21 protein-coding genes are annotated in these 20294 nt (G+C 67.3%); 13 read left to right on the top strand and 8 right to left on the bottom strand.

Annotation, left to right across the window (positions count from 1 at the left end; translation table 11 throughout):
• Positions 1-127 precede the first annotated feature (127 nt).
• A complete protein-coding gene (locus BSZ14_RS16795; RefSeq protein WP_076711799.1) occupies positions 128-1309 on the top strand; it encodes an acetyl-CoA C-acyltransferase in 1182 nt (393 codons plus the stop codon).
• 360 nt (positions 1310-1669) lie between these two features.
• On the opposite strand, the gene BSZ14_RS16790 is transcribed toward BSZ14_RS16795, so the two are convergent.
• Positions 1670-2185, bottom strand: a complete 516-nt coding sequence (locus BSZ14_RS16790; RefSeq protein WP_083748314.1) for an SH3 domain-containing protein — start codon at positions 2183-2185, stop codon at positions 1670-1672.
• A gap of 123 nt (positions 2186-2308) precedes the next feature.
• On the opposite strand from BSZ14_RS16790, the gene BSZ14_RS16785 reads away from it, so the two are divergent.
• Entirely contained in the window at positions 2309-3307 is a 999-nt protein-coding gene (locus BSZ14_RS16785; protein WP_042486302.1) for a 2-hydroxyacid dehydrogenase, read from the top strand.
• Between the two features lie 35 nt (positions 3308-3342).
• Here BSZ14_RS16785 and BSZ14_RS16780 read toward each other — a convergent pair whose 3' ends face one another.
• Entirely contained in the window at positions 3343-3798 is a 456-nt protein-coding gene (locus BSZ14_RS16780; RefSeq protein ID WP_241823805.1) for a hypothetical protein, read from the bottom strand.
• Positions 3799-3868: 70 nt separating this feature from the next.
• Here BSZ14_RS16780 and BSZ14_RS16775 point away from each other — a divergent pair, with 70 nt between their 5' ends.
• Complete coding sequence (locus BSZ14_RS16775; protein ID WP_042486195.1) at positions 3869-4060, top strand: hypothetical protein; 192 nt, start codon at positions 3869-3871, stop codon at positions 4058-4060.
• 1 nt (position 4061) lies between these two features.
• Here the strand turns inward: BSZ14_RS16775 and BSZ14_RS16770 are convergent, their stop codons facing one another.
• The 4 genes from BSZ14_RS16770 to BSZ14_RS16755 all read right to left on the bottom strand — a co-directional run bounded on the left by BSZ14_RS16770 (position 4062) and on the right by BSZ14_RS16755 (position 8230).
• A complete protein-coding gene (locus BSZ14_RS16770) occupies positions 4062-4547 on the bottom strand; it encodes a hypothetical protein (protein ID WP_083748313.1) in 486 nt (161 codons plus the stop codon).
• 6 nt (positions 4548-4553) lie between these two features.
• A complete protein-coding gene (locus tag BSZ14_RS16765; protein WP_042486199.1) occupies positions 4554-5957 on the bottom strand; it encodes an NAD(P)H-dependent flavin oxidoreductase in 1404 nt (467 codons plus the stop codon).
• Between the two features lie 50 nt (positions 5958-6007).
• Positions 6008-7183, bottom strand: a complete 1176-nt coding sequence (locus BSZ14_RS16760) for a glycosyltransferase family 4 protein (protein WP_076711797.1) — start codon at positions 7181-7183, stop codon at positions 6008-6010.
• A 186-nt stretch (positions 7184-7369) separates the two neighbouring features.
• The gene (locus tag BSZ14_RS16755) at positions 7370-8230 is read right to left on the bottom strand and encodes an alpha/beta fold hydrolase (protein ID WP_076711796.1); all 861 of its coding nucleotides are present in this window, start codon (positions 8228-8230) and stop codon (positions 7370-7372) included.
• Between the two features lie 37 nt (positions 8231-8267).
• Here BSZ14_RS16755 and BSZ14_RS16750 point away from each other — a divergent pair, with 37 nt between their 5' ends.
• The 7 genes from BSZ14_RS16750 (at position 8268) to BSZ14_RS16720 (ending at position 15236) form a co-directional block, all read left to right on the top strand.
• A complete protein-coding gene (locus BSZ14_RS16750; RefSeq protein ID WP_076711795.1) occupies positions 8268-9644 on the top strand; it encodes a protein adenylyltransferase SelO family protein in 1377 nt (458 codons plus the stop codon).
• A 202-nt stretch (positions 9645-9846) separates the two neighbouring features.
• The gene (gene astD / locus BSZ14_RS16745) at positions 9847-11262 is read left to right on the top strand and encodes a succinylglutamate-semialdehyde dehydrogenase (RefSeq protein WP_076711794.1); all 1416 of its coding nucleotides are present in this window, start codon (positions 9847-9849) and stop codon (positions 11260-11262) included.
• 62 nt (positions 11263-11324) lie between these two features.
• Entirely contained in the window at positions 11325-12116 is a 792-nt protein-coding gene (gene cobA, locus BSZ14_RS16740) for a uroporphyrinogen-III C-methyltransferase (protein WP_076711793.1), read from the top strand.
• Entirely contained in the window at positions 12113-12409 is a 297-nt protein-coding gene (locus BSZ14_RS16735) for a DUF2849 domain-containing protein (RefSeq protein ID WP_042486219.1), read from the top strand. Before cobA ends, BSZ14_RS16735 begins: the two co-directional genes overlap by 4 nt.
• A gap of 11 nt (positions 12410-12420) precedes the next feature.
• The gene (locus tag BSZ14_RS16730; protein ID WP_076711792.1) at positions 12421-14046 is read left to right on the top strand and encodes a nitrite/sulfite reductase; all 1626 of its coding nucleotides are present in this window, start codon (positions 12421-12423) and stop codon (positions 14044-14046) included.
• Positions 14039-14497 (top strand): DUF934 domain-containing protein, encoded by a 459-nt coding sequence (locus BSZ14_RS16725; RefSeq protein ID WP_076711791.1) that lies wholly within the window; start codon positions 14039-14041, stop codon positions 14495-14497. Before BSZ14_RS16730 ends, BSZ14_RS16725 begins: the two co-directional genes overlap by 8 nt.
• On the top strand, positions 14490-15236 hold the full coding sequence (locus BSZ14_RS16720; RefSeq protein ID WP_076711790.1) for a phosphoadenylyl-sulfate reductase: 747 nt from the start codon (positions 14490-14492) through the stop codon (positions 15234-15236). The genes BSZ14_RS16725 and BSZ14_RS16720 overlap by 8 nt, the downstream gene beginning before the upstream one ends.
• Positions 15237-15709: 473 nt before the next feature.
• Here the strand turns inward: BSZ14_RS16720 and BSZ14_RS16715 are convergent, their stop codons facing one another.
• Positions 15710-17203, bottom strand: coding sequence for a replicative DNA helicase (locus BSZ14_RS16715; RefSeq protein ID WP_042486232.1), 1494 nt, complete (start codon positions 17201-17203; stop codon positions 15710-15712).
• Positions 17204-17300: 97 nt separating this feature from the next.
• Between BSZ14_RS16715 and BSZ14_RS16710 the strand changes: the two genes are divergently transcribed.
• The 3 genes from BSZ14_RS16710 to BSZ14_RS16700 are packed head-to-tail and all read left to right on the top strand — an operon-like array spanning position 17301 to position 18918.
• Complete coding sequence (locus BSZ14_RS16710) at positions 17301-17783, top strand: UPF0262 family protein (RefSeq protein WP_042486235.1); 483 nt, start codon at positions 17301-17303, stop codon at positions 17781-17783.
• Entirely contained in the window at positions 17783-18457 is a 675-nt protein-coding gene (locus BSZ14_RS16705; RefSeq protein WP_052811449.1) for a GH25 family lysozyme, read from the top strand. Before BSZ14_RS16710 ends, BSZ14_RS16705 begins: the two co-directional genes overlap by 1 nt.
• A complete protein-coding gene (locus BSZ14_RS16700) occupies positions 18454-18918 on the top strand; it encodes a cytidine deaminase (RefSeq protein ID WP_076711789.1) in 465 nt (154 codons plus the stop codon). Before BSZ14_RS16705 ends, BSZ14_RS16700 begins: the two co-directional genes overlap by 4 nt.
• Before the next feature lie 428 nt (positions 18919-19346).
• Here BSZ14_RS16700 and BSZ14_RS16695 read toward each other — a convergent pair whose 3' ends face one another.
• A complete protein-coding gene (locus tag BSZ14_RS16695) occupies positions 19347-20126 on the bottom strand; it encodes a MerR family transcriptional regulator (RefSeq protein WP_076711788.1) in 780 nt (259 codons plus the stop codon).
• Between the last annotated feature and the right edge of the window lie 168 nt (positions 20127-20294).

Raw genomic sequence — 20294 nt, 5'->3', positions numbered from 1 at the left:
CCCAAACCCCTCCCCTGAAGAGGAGGGGCTTCAATCGGTCCCCTACCCCCTTTGCGCGGCCCGGGCAAAAGGCGTAAGGCCCGCGCCAAACAACGACATCAAAACAGACCCAATCGGAGAGTATGCCATGACGGACCCCATCGTCATCCTGTCCTATGCCCGCACCCCCATGGGCTCGTTCCAGGGCAGCCTGTCGGGCCTGTCCGCGACCCAGCTGGGGGCCGCCGCCGTCAAGGGCGCGGTCGAGCGGGCGGGCGTCGACCCTATGCTAGTCGAGCGTATCCATATGGGCTGCGTGCTCCCCGCCGGACTGGGCCAGGCCCCGGCCCGCCAGGCAGCGATCTTCGCCGGGCTGGGCGAGCATGTCGAGGCGACGACGGTCAACAAGATGTGCGGATCGGGGATGCAGGCCGCGATCATGGCGGCCGAGGCGCTGGCGGCGGGCTCCGCCGATATGATTGTCGCGGGCGGCATGGAGAGCATGACGAACGCCCCCTATCTCAGCCACAAGCATCGCGGCGGCGCGCGCATCGGGCATGACACGCTGTACGACCACATGTTCCTCGACGGGCTGGAGGACGCCTATGAGCGCGGCCGCCTGATGGGCCATTTCGCCGAGGAAGCCGCGCAGGAATATCAGTTCACGCGGGGCGCGCAGGACGATTTCGCCATCGCCTCGCTGGAACGGGCCAAAGCGGCGCAAGGGTCGGGCGCGTTCGATCGCGAGATCGTGCCCGTCACGGTCAAGACCCGCAAGGGCGAGGAACGGATCACCCTCGACGAACAGCCCGCCAAGGGCGACCCCGCCAAGATCCCGACGCTGAAGCCCGCTTTCTCCAAGGACGGCACGATCACGGCGGCCAACGCGTCGTCCATCTCGGACGGTGCGGCGGCGCTGGTGATGACGCGCCTGAGTGTCGCCGAACGGCTGGGCCTGACCCCGGTCGCGCGGGTCGTGGCACAGGCTGCCCACGCCCACGCCCCCGCCCGCTTCACCACCGCCCCCGTGTTCGCGATGCGCAAGGCCCTGGAGCGCGCGGGCTGGGCGACCGGCGACGCCGATCTGTATGAGGTCAACGAGGCGTTCGCGGCGGTGGCGATGATCGCGATGCGGGACATGGACCTGTCGCACGACCGGCTGAACGTCCATGGCGGCGCCTGCGCGCTGGGCCACCCGATCGGCGCCAGCGGCGCGCGGGTGCTGGCGACCCTGTTGTCGGCCTTGGAGACGAAGGGCGCGCGACGCGGTGTGGCGTCGCTCTGCATCGGCGGCGGCGAAGCCACCGCGATGGCCGTGGAGTTGATGTAAGGGTTTCCCCCCTCCCGCCTGCGGGAGAGACTCCTTCTTCCTCCCCTCCCGCAGGCGGGAGGGACGCCTTCTTACTCCCCTCCCGCAGGCGGGAGGGGTTGGGGGAGGGCATGGTGTCTCACCGAGACCATCGCTCGCGGCCTTCCCTCCCCCATCCCCTCCCGCCTGCGGCAGGGGCGTGTTTGACGGTGAACGAGGCCATTCTCACAACCTCCACGGCGTGACGCGCCGCCGTCAAAGCCTGGCAGTGCCCCCAAGCCTTTCCCCTCCCGTTTACGGGAGGGGCGTGCCAAGAGGCTGACGGCAGAACCCTGATCGCCAAATTATCCGCCATCGGCATCCACCGGCATGCCAAGAGGCTTACGGCAGCACTTCCCCCGGATCGACGCCCCAGATCGACCCGACCGGCACGAATCCCGCCTGCCCCTTCACGTCCAACCGGCACCAGCCGCCGTTACATTCGCTGATCCGCCCGACCACACCAGGCTCCGCACGCCACAGCGTCTTGGCCCCGTCATCAGGAGCCGAGCGCATCGGCAGCGGCTCGGTGCCGCGCACGATCGCGGTGCGGGTGTTGCGGAGCAGGACGGCGAGCATCCAGCCTTCCGTGCCGTCCGGGTCCTGGACCTTGCGCCATTGCTTGAACACGGCGACGACCTTCACCGGCAGGTCGGCGCGGCGGTAATTCCAGCTGGCGGGATAGGTGCGCGCCGGGCCAGTCCGCATCCGCGCCAGTGACGCACCGATCGACCCATAATAGGGCAATGCGCGCTTCTCGGTCGCGGCCTTCGCCACCGGGGCGAGCGGCCCCACCGCCAGCATTCCGCTCGCCAGCGTCGCCGCCAAAACAGCCAGCCCGGCCATGGACCTGCGCATCATCCGTACCTTTACTTGCCCGCCTGTGCATCGCTCTACGCCGAGCCGGGGGGGCGCTTCAACCATGTTCGGGCGCGCGATCGCCGGTTGACGGACCCGCAGGCTTGCCGCAATCCGATGGTCATGGTCGATCCACGCCGCTGCCTGAACCCCAGGGTGGTCGTCACCCGCGAACTGCCCGATCCCGTATTGGAGCGGATGGCCGCGCTGTTCGAGACCCGATTCAACCAGGGCGACGAAAAATTCGGCCGCGAGCAACTGGCTGCCGCCATGGCGGATTGCGACGTGCTGGTCCCGACCGTCACCGATCCGATCGACGCCGATCTGATCGCGAATGCCGGACCGCGCCTGAAGCTGATCGCCAATTTCGGCGCAGGCGTGAACCATATCGACCTGAAGGCGGCGCGCGCGCGCGGCATCATAGTCACCAACACGCCGGGCGTCCTGACCGAGGACACCGCCGACATGACCATGGCGCTGATCCTGTCGGTGCCACGCCGCCTGGCCGAAGGGGAAAAGCTGGTCCGCTCGGGCGCGTGGAAGGGCTGGAGCCCCGGCGGGATGCTGGGCCACCGGATCGGCGGCAAGGCGCTGGGCATCGTCGGCATGGGCCGGATCGGCCAGGCGGTGGCACGTCGGGCAAAGGCGTTCGGCCTGTCGATCCACTATCACAACCGCCGTCGCCTGCCCGCCAGCATCGAGGCGGAACTGGGCGCGACCTGGTATGACGATCTCGACGCGATGCTGGGGGCGGTCGACATCATATCGATCCACACGCCGCTCAACGCCGACAGCCACGACCTGATCGACCGCCGCCGCATCGCGCTGATGCGCGCCCATGTCTATCTCATCAACGCCAGTCGGGGCGGTATCGTCGACGAGGATGCCCTGGTCGAGGCGCTGGAGCAGGGCCGACTGGCCGGGGCCGGGCTGGACGTGTGGCGGCACGAACCCGAGATCGACCCGCGCCTGCTCGCCCTCCCCAATGTCGTGCTGACCCCGCATATGGGTTCGGCCACGCTGGAGGGGCGCGTGGCCTCGGCCGAAAAGGTCATCGCCAATATCCGCAGCTGGGCCGATGGTCATCGCCCGCCCGATCAGGTGCTGGAGGGGTGGCTGTAAACCCCGGGGCCGACGCTTTCAGCGGCTGAGCGCGATTACTCCACCGCCTGGACGACGAAGGTGAACCATGCGCTGTCCGCGTGATCGTAGAGCTGGACCACCTGATCCTCGATCCGACAGGTAAAATGACCCGCGCTGCTGCGATCGAAGCCCTTCGTCATACCGTCGGCGACTTCCATGTAGATCGCCGCACCCGTTCCGGTCTCGCGCAGTTCCGGCAGGCTGCCGCCGAACTTCACGTTCCGGTCGCCGTCCAGCCCCTGCAGATGCTCGCCCCGGGCCTCCGCCGCGATGCGGCGGTGCCGGTCCAGCGTCTGGTCATAGAGCCCGGCCACCTTCCTGCCGGTCACGAGCGCATGGGACGAAGCGGCGATGATCGCGCGGATATCTGGTTGCATGTCGTGCGACTGACACAGCCCATGGGCCGGATCAACCTTGCGATCGATCATCGCGGCATCGGGCTGGGCCGCGCCGCCGCTGATCCATGTCAAATTGTTGCGACACGGAACCGTTGCCGCACGATTGCATTCCCCCTCCTGTCATTCAACGGGAGCTACCACCATGAAAAAGCTGGCAATTACCTTCACCCTGGCGGCCGCGGCGATGTCGATCTCGGCTTGTTCGACGTTGAAGGGTGCCGCCATTGGTGGTGCCGGTGGCGCAGGCGTGGCGGCGGCGACGGGCGGCAGTGTCGAGCGTGGCGCGGCGGTCGGTGGCACCGCAGGCGCGGTCGTGGGAACCGTCGCAGACTGATCTAGCGCGCGGGAGCGGCGGCCTTTCCCGCCGCTTCCGCCATCAGCGCCCGGATACGCGGCGCATCCTTGGGCCGCCCGAAAAGGCGAAACAGGGCGAGCAGTTCCTGCTGGTCGGGAACGAAGAGAGGCCCACCGGATTTCTCGATCCGCTGACGCGTGCGGGGTTCGACCCGCTGCCACCGCCCGGCGACGGCCACATCCAAACCGGCCATCACCTCGACCGCCACCGGCGCAGCATTCCACCGCGCGAAGGCCGTCGCGCGGAACAGCGGATCAGGTGGCAAGACGATCGGTGCGGTCCCCAGCCGATCGAACACCGCATCGGCCAGCCCCGGCTCGATCAGCAGATCGACATCGTCGACCGGACCGGCATCGATACCGTGCAGCGTCAGCGCCGCGCTGCCGATGATCCACCAGCCATCGGGAAATGACGCCATCGCCCCTGCGACGCCGTGCAACGTCGCGCAGAGTTCCGGCGTCATCATAGCGGATCAATCCCCGGTCAGGATGCGGTCGACCAGTTGCTTCACGGTCGGCACGAACCCGTTCGAATAGAAGGGGTCACGCTTGAAGTTATAGGCCGCATGCCCGGCGAACATCAGGTTCTGCTCGACATCGCCGCCGTGGGCGATCTCCTGCAGCGTCTTCTGGATGCAGAAGCTGCGCGGATCGGCCAGGCGGCCGGTCGAGTTGGTTTCGCTGTCCGCCCAGCTGGAGAACAGGCACTGTGACAGACAGCCCATGCAGTCGGCCTGATCCTTGCGGATTTCCTTGGCTTCCTCAGGGGTCACGAACACCAGCGTGTTGTCGGGCGTCTTCAGCGCCATGGTGAAGCCCGCGCCGAACCATTCGCGCGCGCGCAGCAGGTCGCCCTTCGTCACCCAGAAATTCTTGCCCTTCACGCCCACGTCGAGTTGGAAGACATGATCGCCCGCTTCCTGCGTCGAGAAGGCAATCTGGCGCTCCGAACGCGCTTCCAGGGCGCGCAGGAACGGATTGCGCACCGCGCTGGAATAGAAACCGGTCGGCGAGAAGCGGTGGAGAAGGACATCGCCCTCCTCGATCGTCATCAGCCGCTGCTTCCACTCCTCGGGAATCGGGCTTTCCTGCGTCAGCAAAGGCCGCGTGCCGAACTGGAAGGCGATCTTGCCCAGCTCGGGATTGTCGATCCAGTCGTTCCAGTCGCGCAGATACCAGACGCCGCCCGCCATCACGATCGGCACCTCGTCGGAAATCCCGCCCTCGCGCATCGTGTCGCGCAGCGCCTTCACGCGCGGATACGGGTCCTGCGGCTGCAACGGGTCTTCGGCGTTGGACAGGCCGTTATGACCACCGGCGAGCCAGGGGTCCTCATAGACCACCGCCGAAAGCCATTCCGACGCCTTGGAATAGGCGCGCTTCCACAGCGCGCGGAACGCGCGGCCCGAGGAGACGATCGGCAGATAGCTGACCTGGTGATGCGCCGCGATCTCGGACAGCTTGTAGGGCATGCCCGCGCCACAGGTGACGCCCGCGACCAGCCCCTTGGTGCGTGCCAGCACGCCTTCCAGCACCCGCTGCGCGCCGCCCATTTCCCACAGCACGTTGATGTTGATCGCGCCCTTGCCACCGGCAATGTCCCAGGCGCGCTTCACCTGCTGGACCGCGCCCTCGATGGCATATTCGATCAGTTCCTCATGCCGCTCGCGCCGGGTCAGCGCGCGGTAGATCTGGGGAATGATCTTGCCCTCGGCATCATAGCTGTCGGCGTTGACGGCCGACACGGTGCCGACGCCACCCGCCGCCGCCCAGGCGCCCGCCGAAGCGTGGTTGGTCGCCGCGACGCCCTTCCCACCTTCGATCAGCGGCCAAACCTCGCGGCCGTTGTACAGGATGGGGCTCAAGCCTTTGAACACGTCTTTACCTTACTGATCCCGAAAGGGTCTCATATAGCGTGTTGGCAACGCTAAGCGAGGGGAATTAACGGCACAGGTCCGTCGCGCACGCCACCGAGCGCGCCGGGTCGACCCAGAACCTGTTCGTAGAGCGTCTTGTAGCGCGTGACCATCTGCGCCTGATCGAACTCGGCGCGCACCCGTGCCTGATTGGCCGCCCCCGCCTGGGCGCGCAACTCGGGGTGCGCGATCAGTGCCTGGATCACGTCGCGCAGCCGCACTTCGTTGGGCGCGTCGGCGATGAACGGGCGATTGGGCTCGGACACCATCATCGGCACATCGCCCACCGGCAGCGAGGCGATGGGAAGCCCCGCGGCCATGCCCTCCAGCACCGAGATCGGCGCCTGTTCCGATAGCGAGGACAAGGCGACGATGTCGAAATGGCGGATGTAATTATACGGCCGCTCCAGAAAGCCCGGCATCACCAGCCGGTCGGCAATGCCCATGGCGGCGGCGGCCTGCATGATGTTGGCCCGCTCCGGCCCCTCGCCGACGATCACCAGCCGGAAGCGGTTGGGAATGCCGCCCATCGCGCGGACCAGCATCGGCAGGTTCTTGACGGTACGCAGGCCTGCAAGCGCGCCGACGACGATCTCCTTGGGCTGGCGGACGAAGCCGGGAATACCCTTGGGATCGGGGTCGCGGGCATAGAGCCTGGTGTCGATGCCGTTGGGGATGCGATGGACCCGTTCGGCGGGCTGTTTCCAGGTCTGGCGCGCAATGCCCTCCAGGATATGGCTCGGCACCGCCAGCGCGTCCGCCGCCGACAGGGCGATGCGGCGATAGATGTTGCGTTCGATCTTGAGGCCCCGCGCCTCGTCGGCGTTGAACCCGTCTTCGTGATGGACCAGCGGCGGCGCGCCCTTGGGATAGACGCGGCGCGCCATCACCCCGTCGATCGCGCCCCAATTGTACGTCAGCACCAGGTCGAAGCGGCGCATATAGCCCGCGATCGCCTCGTACCGCCTGACCGAGGGCTTGCCGGTCAGCGGCGGCGCATCCTGTGCGATCTCGTACCGGATGCCCTTGGCGATGGCATCGCGCGCGCCCAGTTCGTCGGGCAGCCCCGAGACGATGGTATGCTTCGCGGCATCGCCGAAGGCGTTCATCAACGCGACCGCCCGCGCCTCCTTGCCGCCCAGCGAGAAGGAGGAATGGAGGTGCAGGATGTTGAGCGGACGGGCCATGGCCGCCGGATTTAGCGGGCGGAGACGACGATGAAAACCGCCCGCACCATTTTCCTCCCCTGCAAGGGGAGGTGGCAGGCGGAAGGCCTGACGGAGGGGGGCTTCCACAAGGGACGTCCTGTGTGGCACGCCCCCTCCACCAGCTTCGCTGGTCCCCCTCCCCTTGCAGGGGAGGAATTGACGAGCCTACCCCGCCACCCGGTCTAGCAACCGCCCGATCCCGGCCAGCGCTTCCGGCTCGGTCAGCAGCGGCGTGTGGCCGACGTTCGGCACCGTCACCAGCTCTGACGGGGACAGCCGCTCGACCATCCGCTCGGCGACGGACGCGCTCAATATGTCCGACCGCTCGCCACGCACCACCAGCGTCGGCACGCCGTTCAGCGCGTCGAGCGCGGCCCACATGTCCGGCCCGCCCTCGGTATTGGGCACGCGGAATGGCTCGGCGATCTTCAGGTCATAGTCGAGCACGATCCGCCCTGCACTGGTCAGGCGGTGCGTGCGCTTGGCCATGGCCAGCCAGTCCTCGATGCCCCAGCCAGGATAGACGTCCTCGTTATTCTCCTGGACGCAGCGCGCCGCGTGCAGCCAGGTGGGAAAGCTCTGCCCCTTGCCGACATAGCCGCGGATGCGCGCCAGCCCCGCCGCCTCGATCTCCGGCCCGATATCGTTCAGCACCGCCCCCGCCAGCCGCCCCCGCGCAGTGGCCGCCAGCACCATCGTCACGATCCCGCCCAGCGAGGTGCCGATCGCGACGAAGCGGGTGATGCCGAACGCGTCCAGCATCGCCTCGACATCCTGCACATAGGTCAGCGGCACATAGGTCATCGGATCCTTGGCATAGGCGCTCTCGCCCCGCCCCCGGAAGCTGACCGCGATCACCCGCGCGCGCCCGTCCAGCGCCTCGGCCAGCCCCTCGAAATCACGGGCGTTGCGGGTCAGGCCCGGCAGGCAGAGGATCGGGGGCAGCGCGTCCGAGCCGGAATAGTCGCGCGCATGAAGCCGCAGACCGTCTTTCGACCACCAATATCGATTCTCATAAGAGGTCATGCTTGAAGGTCCTCCGGTCCCGCCTCCATATCGCTTTATGCCCGTATCCCCGCAAGCCTATCGCCCCGCCTCCGCCCTGACCGAGATTACGGACTTCATCGCCGATCCCGTGGCGCCCGCCGATTTCCCGCGGACGATCATCCGCTTCCGCAACGACCGCGCGGCGGCCGAGATCGGGCTGGAGACTCTGACCGATGAGGAGTGGACCCGGCATCTCGGCCGGTTCGCCCCCTTGCCCGACACGCTGCCGGGGCCGTTCGCGATGCGCTATCACGGGCATCAGTTCCGCCATTATAATAGCGACCTGGGCGACGGACGCGGCTTCACCTTCGCGCAGATGACCGCGACCGACGGCCGGTTGCTCGAACTCGGCACCAAGGGGTCGGGCCAGACGCCGTATAGCCGCTCCGGCGACGGCCGCCTGACCCTGAAGGGCGGGGTCCGCGAGATCCTGGCGACCGAGATGCTGGAGGCGCTGAACGTCCCCACCTCGCGCACTTTGTCGATCATCGAGACGGGCGAGGCGCTGCACCGAGGCGACGAGCCCTCCCCCACCCGCTCGGCCGTGATGGTGCGGATGAGCCATGGCCATATCCGCATCGGCAGCTTCCAGCGACTGGCCTTCGAACGTGACGAAGCGGGAATGCGGCGGCTGGTCGCCTATGTCCTCCGTCATTTCTACGGCGAGGATTCGGACGATCCGGTCCGGCTGCTGACCCTGGTGGCGCAACGGACCGCGACACTGGCGGCGCGTTACATGGCCGCCGGGTTCGTCCACGGCGTGCTCAATTCGGACAATATCAACGTCACCGGCGAGAGCTTCGACTATGGCCCGTGGCGGTTCGCACCGACCTGGGACCCGGAGTTTACCGCTGCCTATTTCGACCATTCGGGCCTCTATGCGCTGGCCCGCCAGCCCGAGGCGATCCAGTGGGACGTGATGCAGCTCGCCTCCAGCCTGCGCCTGATCGCCGAGAGCGATCCGCTGATCGCCGCGCTGGAGGGATTCGCCACGACCTATCAGCAGGAGATCGTGACCGCGATCCTCTGGCGGCTGGGGCTGACCCCGCGCGGCGGCACCGAGGACCGGGCGCTCGTCCAGACGTTCGAGCGGGCGCTGCGGGAGAGCCAGGCCAGCCTCGACCGCACCTATTTCGACCTGTTCGGCGGACAGGTGCCCGATCATTATGACGAAAGCTGGAACGCGCTTCGCGACCTGATCGAACCCTATACCCCGCGTCGCGCGCGCGACGATGCCTATTGGCAAGGCTCGCCCGAATCGATGCTGATCGACGAGGTCGAGGCGATCTGGGCGCCGATCGCCGAGCATGACGACTGGACCCTGCTCCACGACAAGGTCGCGCGGGTGCGCGCCATGGGCCGGGCGCTTGCCGACCCGGCTGCGGCGGCCTAGAACCTAGTGAAGAGGGCCTGTCTCTCCCCTCCCCTTCAGGAGTGGCAGGTTGGTCATGCCCCCAGCATGACCTAAACGATGCTGGGCATCGTTTACCTACCACTGGGCCGGGGGTGGGGCGACCGCCCCAGACCTGGCATCGGTGGAGAGGCCCCACCCCAACCCCTCCCCTGAAGGGGAGGGGCTTGCCTGGATCCATGCCATGCCTTCTTTCATGTCGACCCACGAACCCGCCACGGCCGCGCTGATCGCCGAGCTTCCCATCGGCAATGCGGGCGATGAGGTCGCCGCCGCACGTACGGCATGGGCCGACTGGGCGATGACGCCGCGGGCCGAGCGGATCGATACGCTGCGCCGCTTCGCCGGGATCGTGCGCGATCGCGCGGAGGCGTTCGCCGACCTGATCGCGCGCGAAACCGGCAAGCCGCTGTGGGAAGCGAAGACCGAGGTCGATACCGTGATCGCCAAGGTCGGCATCTCGATCACCGCGCAGGCCGAGCGCGCGGGCGAGCGCGTCACCGACCAGCCGGGCGGCGGGCGCATGGCATTGCGTCACCGGCCGCATGGCGTGCTGGCGGTTCTGGGGCCGTATAATTTCCCTGCGCACCTGCCCAACGGCCATATCGTGCCCGCGCTGCTGGCGGGCAATGCGGTGGTCTTCAAGCCGTCGGAAAAGACCCCGGCGACGGGCGCGTTCCTGGTCGAATGCTATCACGCGGCGGGCGTGCCCGAAGGGGTCGTCCGGCTGCTGATCGGCGGGCCGGATCAGGGCCGGGCGCTGGCCGGGCATGACGATATCGACGGGCTGCTCTTCACCGGCTCGGCGCGCACCGGGCTGGCGCTGAACCGCCAGTTCGCCGAGCGGCCGGAAAAGATCCTGGCGCTGGAGATGGGCGGCAACAATCCGATCATCGTCTGGGACGATCCCGACCTGGACGCCACCGCCGCGCTGATCGTCCAGTCGGCCTATACCACCGCCGGGCAACGCTGCACCGCCGGGCGGCGGCTGATCGTCGAGGACCGGCTGTTCGATCCGCTGATGGCCGCGCTGACCGGGCTGGTCGACCGGCTGATCGTCGGCGCGCCGCATGATGCGCCCGCGCCCTTCATGGGGCCGGTGATCGACAATGACGCGGCCGACCATCTGCTGGCGCGAGTCGACGATCTGGTAGCGAGCGGCGCGAAGATCATCCGCCCGCTGGAGCGAATCGCGCCCGAGCTGCCGCTGCTGACCCCGGCGATCCTCGACATCGGCGCCGTCGCCGAACGCCCCGATGACGAGCTGTTCGGCCCTGTCCTGCAAGTCTCGCGCGCCACCGATTTCGCGGACGCCATCGCGCAGGCCAACGCCACCCGCTACGGCCTGTCCGCCTCGCTGATCTCGCCCTCGCCCGAGCGCTACGCGCGATTCTGGAGCGGCATCCGCGCCGGGATCGTCAACTGGAACCGCCCGACCAACGGCGCAGCGTCGAGCGCGCCGTTCGGCGGCATCGGCTGGTCGGGCAACCACCGCCCCAGTGCCTATTACGCCGCCGATTACTGCGCCTATCCGGTGGCCAGCGCGGAAAGCGACAGCGCCGCCGCCACAATTCCGGTCGGGCTGCGCCCGCATAGCTGATCTACCCCCGCCCCAAGCATCGCTCGGTTGTGGATGGCATCCGGGGGGATCATCTGTAGAGCATGGCTAGTCTTCTCGATCCCACCGCGCGCGGGCGCGTGATCCTTGTCGGTGCAGGCCCCGGCGATCCGGGCCTGCTGACCGTGCGTGCGGTCGAGGCGCTGAAGACCGCCGATGTCGTCGTGCATGACGGGTTGATCGATGCCCGCGTCCTCGACCTCGCGCCCCCTCAGGCCCAGCGCATCTCGGTCGCCAAGCGGCGCGCGCGGCACACCTTGTCGCAGGAGGCGATCAACGCGCTGATCGTCGCGCATGTGAAGACGGGCGCGATCGTCGTCCGGCTGAAGGGCGGCGACCCGTTCATCTTCGGGCGCGGCGGCGAAGAAGTGGAGACCGTGCGTGCTGCCGGGCTTCCCGTCGAAGTCATTCCCGGCGTCTCCGCGGCGCTCGGTTGCGCGGCGGAGGCAATGCTCCCGCTCACCCATCGCGACCACAGCTCGGCCGTGTCCTTCGTCGCGGGGCAGTGCAAGGGGCTGACCGATCAGGACTGGTCGGGCCTGGCGGGCCAGGGGCGCACGCTCGTCATCTATATGGGCGTCGCGACCGCCAACGGCATCGCCGACAAGCTGATGGCGGACGGCGTCGCCCCCGACATGCCCGTCGCGGTGCTGGAACGCGGCACGCTGGAGGGCCACCGCGCCATCCGCACGCTGCTCGCCGACCTCGGCCCGATGGTCGAACGCGAACGGGTGCAGAGCCCGGCGATCATCGTCGTCGGCGAAGTCGTGACGCTGTCGGATGCCGAAGACAAGCTGGCGCGTTGGGCTCGTGTGGCGGAAGGAATGAGCGCATGAAGCTGTTAACGGGCAATGATCTGGCGACCGGCGACGTCGTCTGGTGGACGGGAAGCGACTGGTCGCGCCATGTCGAGGATGCGGTCGATGTCGGCGGACAGGGTGAGGCGATCCTGCGGGCCGAGGAAGGCGCGCGTCGGGTCAACGTGCCCTATCTGATCGACGCGGAGGCGACCGAACAAGGCCCCCGCCCCGCCCATATCAAGGACCGTATCCGCGCGCTCGGCCCCACGGTGCGCCCCGACCTGACGCTGAAGCCCGCCGATGCGGACGCCGGCGCCTGGGTTATCTGAGAGTTTAACGCATGTACGCTTACGACGAATATGACCAGAGCATCGTCGATGCCCGTGTCGAGGAATTTCGCGACCAGGTGAGCCGTCGCCTGTCGGGCGCGATCACCGAGGATCAGTTCAAGCCGCTGCGGCTGATGAACGGTCTCTACCTGCAGCTTCACGCCTATATGCTGCGCGTCGCGGTGCCCTATGGCACGCTCGACAGCCGCCAGATGCGGATGCTCGGCCATATCGCACGCAAATATGATCGCGGCTACGGCCATTTCACCACGCGGCAGAACATCCAGTATAACTGGATCAAGCTGGCCGATGCGCCCGACATCCTCGCCGAGCTGGCGACGGTGCAGATGCACGCCATCCAGACCTCGGGCAACTGCATCCGCAACATCTCGTCCGACCAGTTCGCCGGGGCGGCCGCCGACGAGGTCGCCGACCCGCGCCCCTGGGCCGAGCTGCTGCGGCAATGGTCGACCTTCCACCCCGAATTCACCTATCTTCCGCGCAAGTTCAAGATCGCGGTGATCGCGGCGGATGAGGACCGCGCGGCCATGCGGCTGCACGATATCGGCATACAGCTTTTTAAGCGTGACGGCGTGCTGGGTGCGAAGATCTTCGTCGGCGGCGGCATGGGCCGCACCCCGATGATCGCGCATGAGGTGAAGGACTTCATCACCGCCGACCATCTGATGAGCTATCTGGAGGCGTGCCTGCGGGTCTATAACCGCTATGGCCGCCGCGATAATATCTACAAGGCGCGGATCAAGATCCTGCTCCACGAGATCGGTGTCGACGCGTACCGCGACCAGGTGGAAGCGGAGTTCGCCGCGATCCGTGACTTGGGGCTGGACCCGCCGCTGGCCGAGCTGGCGCGGATTACCGCGATGTTCGGCGGGCCGGACTTCGACCGCGACGCGCCCGATACGGTGGATCGGTCGGACCCCGACTTCGCGGTCTGGCTGGACCAGAATGTCGCCGCCCACAAGCAACCCGGCCATGCCATCGTCACGATCAGCCTGAAGCCGATCGGCGGCATCCCCGGCGACGCCTCGGCCGACCAGATCGAGCTGATGGCGGACCTTGCCGAGCGTTACGGCCATGACGAATTGCGCGTCACCCACGCCCAGAACATCGTCCTGCCGCATATCCGCAAGGCCGACCTGTACGCCATCTGGACGGCCTTGCGCGACGCCGGGCTGGCGGAGGCCAATCTCGACCTGATCTCCGACATCATCGCCTGCCCCGGCCTCGATTATTGCAGCCTGGCCAATGCCCGCTCCATCCCGCTGGCGCAGAAGATCGGCGAGCGTTTCGCCGGGCGGCAGCGCGAGCTGGGCGAGTTGAAGCTGAAGATTTCGGGCTGCATCAACGCCTGCGGCCACCATCATGCCGGGCATATCGGCATATTGGGCGTCGATAAGAAGGGCACCGAAAATTACCAGCTGCTGCTCGGCGGCTCGGGCGCGGAGGATGTGTCGTTGGGCAAGATCACCGGCCCCGGCTTCGACGAGGACGGCGTGGTCGATGCGATCGAGCGCGTGACCGACCGCTATGTCGAATTGCGCGAAGCGGACGAACGCTTCCTCGACACCTATCGCCGCGTCGGCATGCAGCCGTTCAAGGAAGCCATTTATGGTTGAGCCGATCACCGTGAACACCCATGCGGGCGCGACCCTGCTGCGCTTTCGCGACGACGTGGTGCATGACGAACCGGCGGTGACGCTGGATGCGTTTCTGGGCCAGACCAATGCCACCGCCGTCCGGCTGGAGGCGGGCGACGATGCGCGCGAACTCCTGCCGCACCTGGGCCAGATCGCCTTGGTCGAGATCAGCTTCCCGACCTTCCGCGACGGGCGCGGCTATTCGGCGGCGCGTATCCTGCGCGAAGCGGGGTTCGAGGGCGAGCTGCGCGCGGCGGGCGATGTGCTGGTCGACCAGATTCCGCCCATGCGCCGCTGCGGCTTCGACAGCTTCGCGCCGGAAAAGCCGGTCGATGCGGCGACCCTGACCAAGCTGCTAGCGCTTTACCCCCAGCCCTATCAGAAAGCCGCCGACGCGCGCGTGCCGGTGTGGAAACTGCGCCATGGCTGAGCGCGCGCTCGACCGGATCGACGTTCGGCCTGCCTATACGGTCGAAGACGCCGCAGCGTATGAAGCGCGGTTCGCTGGGGTGCCCGCCCCGGAGATGCTGCGCACCCTGCTGACCGGCGAGCTGCACGGACAGATCGCGGCGGTGTCGTCCTTCGGCACCGAGTCCGCCGTGCTGCTCCACATGGTCGCGCAGGCCGATCCGGCAACGCCGGTGGTGTTTACCGACACACTGAAGATGTTTCCCGAGACGCTGGCATACCGCGACTCGCTGGTCGAGCGGCTGGGGCTGCTCGACGTCCGCGTGATCCGGCCCGACCCCGCGCTGCTGGCGGCAAAGGATCCGGACGGCATCCGTCACGGCTACGACCCCGATGGCTGCTGCGACCTGCGCAAGGTCGAGCCGCTGGCACGCGGGCTCGCCCCGTTCGAGGCATGGATTTCGGGCCGCAAGGGTTTCCAGGCGGGCACCCGCCGCGCACTGCCCCGGTTCGAGGTCGAGGACGGCCGTCTGAAGCTCAACCCGCTGGCGGACTGGGACAAGGCGGCGCTCGACGGCTATTTCGCGGCGCACGACCTGCCCCGCCACCCGCTGGAGGCGCAAGGCTATCTGTCGATCGGCTGCGCGCCCTGCACCAGCCAGGTGAAGCCCGGCGAAGACCCGCGCGCCGGGCGGTGGCGCGGGTTCGACAAGGTGGAGTGCGGGATACACCGGCCCGTGGAAGCCGTTCGGCCGGGCTAACCATTATCACCACCCCGGCGAAGGCCCGGGTCCAGTGGCAATGCGCTCGGTAGCGCGCAAGACGTCGCGAGGGAGGCACAAGCGAGCGGCGGGATTAGAGTTGAAAGCGATCAGCATTGCACGGTTTTAGCCCCTCCCCTGAAGGGGAGGGGTGAGCAGAGTTGATCGTTTTCAACTCTTGGCCTCCCCCGCATCGCTAGGCGTGCCTCAACCTTGGCGGCATCTAGGCCCCGGCCTCCGCCGGGGTCGTGAGGGTGGACGGGAAAAGTGCCCCCCATCCCTCACACTCCGCTCCCACCCACCGTTCGCACTGAGCGAAGTCGAACTGCACGCCGCGAACTCGCCCCTAGGTGACGGTCATCCCGTGGCCTTCGACTTCGGCGCGAAGCGCCGAAGTTTATCCTGAGCGGCTGCCTTGCCAGCCAGCCAAAGGGCTCAGGCTGAACGTGGGGCGGGAATTAACTCGCCTCGGCTCAATACCCCGCGAAGTCGGTGAAGCGCGTGATCGTCGGGTCGAACTTCATCACCACCTTGCCGGTCGCACCGTGGCGCTGCTTGGCGACGATCAGCTCGGCCAGGCCGTAAACCCGCTCCACCTCCGTCGCCCACTTCGCGTGATCCTCGAAGACCTTGCCGTCATCGCCTTCCATCGGGCGCTTGGGCTCGCGCTGCATCATGTAATAGTCTTCGCGGAACACGAACCAGACCATGTCGGCGTCCTGCTCGATCGAGCCCGATTCGCGAAGGTCGGACAGCATCGGTCGCTTGTCCTCGCGCTGCTCGACCGCGCGGGAGAGCTGGGACAGCGCCAGCACCGGCACGTTCATGTCCTTGGCCAGCGTCTTCAATCCGCGCGAAATTTCCGAGATTTCCTGCACGCGGTTGCCCTCGGACGACTTGCCCGAGCCGGTCAGCAGCTGGAGATAGTCGACCACGACCAGCCCCAGCTCGTTGTTCAGCCGCCGCTGCAAACGCCGGACGCGGGTGTGCAGCGCCGAGATGGTCAGGCCGCCGGTATCGTCGATGAAGAGCGGCAACTGCTCCAGCTCGGCGGCGGCGGCGGCGAGTTGCGCGAACTCGTTGCGGCTGATCTTGCCCATGCGGAGTGCTTCGGAGCTGATCCCCGATTGCTCGGCCAGGATACGCGTCGCCAGCTGGTCGGCCGACATTTCGAGGCTGAAGAAGGCGACCTTGGCACCGACCGATTCGGAGGGCGGAATGCCGTCCTGCATGTCGCGCATCCAACGGCGCGCGGCGTTGAACGCGATGTTGGTCGCCAGCGAGGTCTTGCCCATGCCCGGACGGCCCGCCAGGATCATCAAGTCGGAGCGGTGCATACCGCCGATCTTGGCATTGACCGAGTCGAGACCCGTGGTGATGCCCGAGACATGGCCGCCCGAATTCAGCGCGCGCTCGGCATTCTTGACCGCCATGGTGGTGGCCTGGGAGAAGCTCTTCACCGCATTCTCGGAGCCGCCATCCGCCGCGACCTTGAACAGCTCGTTCTCGGCCAGTTCGATCTGCGCGCGCGGGTTGACCTCTTCGGACGTGTCCATCGCCCGGTCGACCAGGGTCCGCCCCACCGTCACCAGCGCGCGGAGCATCGCCAGGTCATAGATCTGAGTCGCGAACTGCCGCGCGCCGATCAGGCCCGCGCCGGAACCGGTCAGCTGCGCCAGATAGGACGGCCCGCCCAGCGCCTTCATCCCCTCGTCCGCCTCGAACATCGGGCGCAGCGTGACGGGGGTCGCCAACATGTCGGTGGCGCGCAGATTCTTGATCGCGGAGAATATGCGACCATGGACCGGCTCGAAGAAATGCTCCGGGTCCAGCCGGTCGACCAGATCGTCGGCCAGCCGGTTGTCGATCATCATCGCGCCGAGCAGCGCGGCCTCCGCCTCGATATTGCGGGGAAGCTGCTGCGGCTCGGTGGCGGCAGCGGGGTTCTGGAATGCGAGGGTGGCCATTTCTCCGGCGTTAGCGCGGAGTGACGCCGGAGGAAAACACATTGCGTCGATCAGCGGGGGATTTGCGGCGCACGCGCTTCGCGACTATCCCTGCCGGATGGCCGATCCCCGGATCATATCCATCGATCTCGACGAGCGCAGCCTGGGCTGGCGCTCGGCCGATGTCGAGCAGGAACGGCGGATCGCGATCTTCGACCTGATCGAGGAGAACACCTTCGCGCCGCAGCGGCCGCAGGCGGACGGCTATGCTGGGCCGTACCGCATCAAGCTGGAGTCGGAGGAAGGCCGGCTCGGCATCCATATGTATCGCGAGGACGGCACGCATATCGAGACCCTGGTGCTGGCGCTCGGGCGGTTCCGGCGGCCGATCAAGGATTATTTCGCGATCTGCGACAGCTATTACCAGGCGATCCGTGCCGCCACGCCGCAACAGATCGAAACGATCGATATGGCCCGGCGGGGCATCCATAACGACGCGGCGCAGATGCTGAAGGAGCGGCTGACCGGCAAGATCGAGGTCGACTTCGATACCGCACGCCGCCTCTTCACACTGCTCTGCGTCCTGCATATCCGCAACTGATGGCGATTCTCTGGAAAATCGGCGCAGGGCTGCTGGCCCTTGGCGCGATCAGCGCGGGCGGGCGGCACTGGGTCACCCATTGGCAGCCGCCGACCGAGCGTTATGCGCTGCAGGGCATCGACCTGCCCGAAAACCCGCCCGCCGTCGAATGGCGGACGCTGCGCGCGAACGGCGCGGACTTCGCCTATCTGGTCGCGACCTCTGGCACCGACCGGCGCGATCCGTCGTTCGAGGGCAATTGGGACGCCTTGCCCGAGGCGGGGATGCGGCGCGGCGCGGTCCATATCTATTCGCTGTGCCAGCCTGCCGCGGCGCAGGCGGATGCCTTCAACATCTTCGTACCGCGCGTGGGCGATGCGCTGCCCACCGCGATCGACCTGTCCTTTCACGACGATTGCGCCGCCCGGCCCGAGCGCGCGCAGCTGGTCGCCGACCTGACCCGCTTCGTGTCGATGGTCGAGACGCACACGCGAAAGCCCGTGATGCTGCGCGTGTCCAAGGCGTTCGAGCGCGAATACACCATCACCGCCGCGCTGGACCGTCCGGTCTGGGCAATCGGCAATCTGTTCAAACCCGATTATGCCGCGCGCCCCTGGCGCATGTGGCGTGCCAGCGATTTCCGCCGGGTCGAGGGGGTGGAAGGCCCCGTCAACTGGGACGTCGTCACGCCATGAATGCCACCGATCCTAAAGCCCTGCCCCAGGAACTCATCGCCGCCGCCCGCGCCGCCGCGCGCAACGCCCATGCGCCATACAGCCGCTTTGCGGTCGGTGCGGCACTCCTGATGCAGGACGGCTCGGTCATCACCGGCGCCAATTTCGAGAATGCCAGCTACGGCCTGTCGCTCTGCGCCGAAACGGTCGCGATCGCCACCGCCTCGGCGGCGGGGCGACTGCGCGAGATCGTCGCGGTCGGCGTGATCGGCGGCGCGATGGACGCACATGGCGTGCCGACCGGCACCAGCCCGGTCAGCCCCTGCGGTCGCTGCCGCCAGGTCATCAACGAAGCCGCCCAGATGGGCGGCCGTGACCTGCCGGTCCACTGCGGCGCGGCCGAAGGCGACGCGGTGCGAAGCTATCGTTTGTCGGAACTGCTTCCCGACGCGTTCGGACCGAAGGATCTGGGGATCGGTTGAAGATCAACGCGAAAGCGCGGAAATTTGGTTCGCGCAGAGGCGCAGAGAGCGCAGAGAAGAAGGTTAGGCCCGCTCTATACTCAGCGATAGCTGGCCATCGCCAATAACCTCGCACGCCCTCTCTGCGTCCTCCGCGCCTCTGCGCAAACCAATCTTATGAAATCTTAGCGTCTTCCCGCGAGCAAATAGCTTGGTGCTCTCGGTACTACGGCAGCTGATTTTTCACGCGAAGACGCGAAGACGCGAAGACGCGAAGATTCTTTCTCGCGGAGACGCGGAGGCGCGGAGGAGAAGAAGAATTTAAGTCTTCCGAACCTTGGCGATGACCGGCATCGCTTACGATCGGATACGCCCCCTCCGCGTCTCCGCGCCTCCGCGCGAAAATCATTCTTCTTCGCGGCATCGCGGCTTCGCGTGAACAACCACCTTCAGGCGCCCGGCTCTTCGCCCCGCGCCCGCATCGCCGCACCGGCGGCCTGAATGAACTGCCACACATCGGCGGAGAAGCCGGGATCGGCCTGGCCGTCCCACTCGGCCCGATTCTCGTGCAACCGCGTCGCCCCCGCCCACATCTCCGGCGACGCGACCGCCCGGAATGGTGCCAGCAGCGCGAACCATTCGCGCACGAAACCCCGCGCGGCCTCCGAATCCGGGTCCATGGGCAGCGCGGCCGCGATCCGCTGGCCTAGATCGGCCCAGCGCGCCTGATAGGCATTCTGATCGAAATCGGGTCCGAGCGCGTCCATCCGCCCGGCCCAATGCGCCTGTTCCTCCGGCGTGAAATGGCGGTCGACCACCGATTTCCACTGTGTCGGCGTCATGGCATTCCCTTTTCGTATCAGCGAGCAGAGCGTCGCGACGTCGATGCGCTCGCCAGCATTGATGCGGGACTGAATAGAGTGGAGCAGCGTCGCGGTTTCCCCAAGCGCGACACGCTGCGCCTCGACCACCGCCAGCTGCACCGCGATCATCGGCGCCAACCGCGCATCGGGGCGGTCGAGCATCCGCCCGATCGCCGCCAGCGTGAAGCCCGCGCGCTTGAGGGCGACGATGGCGTGCAGCCGCTCCAACTCCCCCGCGCCGAAGATGCGCCGCCCGCCCTCGCTGCGCTGAGGCCGGATCAGGCCGCGGGCCTCATAGAAGCGCAGCGCCCGGCTGCTGAGGCCGGTCGCCCGCGCGATCTCGGTGATGTCGAGCATGGTGGTCATGGGCGTGACCGTACCGCTTGACGCTGCGTCAACCGCAAGCCCCCTTTATGGATGGCCCGCCCCTAAACCGAACCGTTGTTATCGCACGACAGCGGGTCGTTTGAGGAAGGAGCCAAGGTCATGGACGTATCGGTTCTCGGGATCGATCTGGGCAAGAACAGCTGCAGC

The organism is Sphingomonas sp. Sph1(2015), assembly GCF_001970915.1.
Lineage (GTDB): Bacteria > Pseudomonadota > Alphaproteobacteria > Sphingomonadales > Sphingomonadaceae > Sphingomonas > Sphingomonas parapaucimobilis.
Note: the sequence above shows the minus strand (reverse complement) of the source record. Positions and strands in the feature narration are given on the sequence as shown.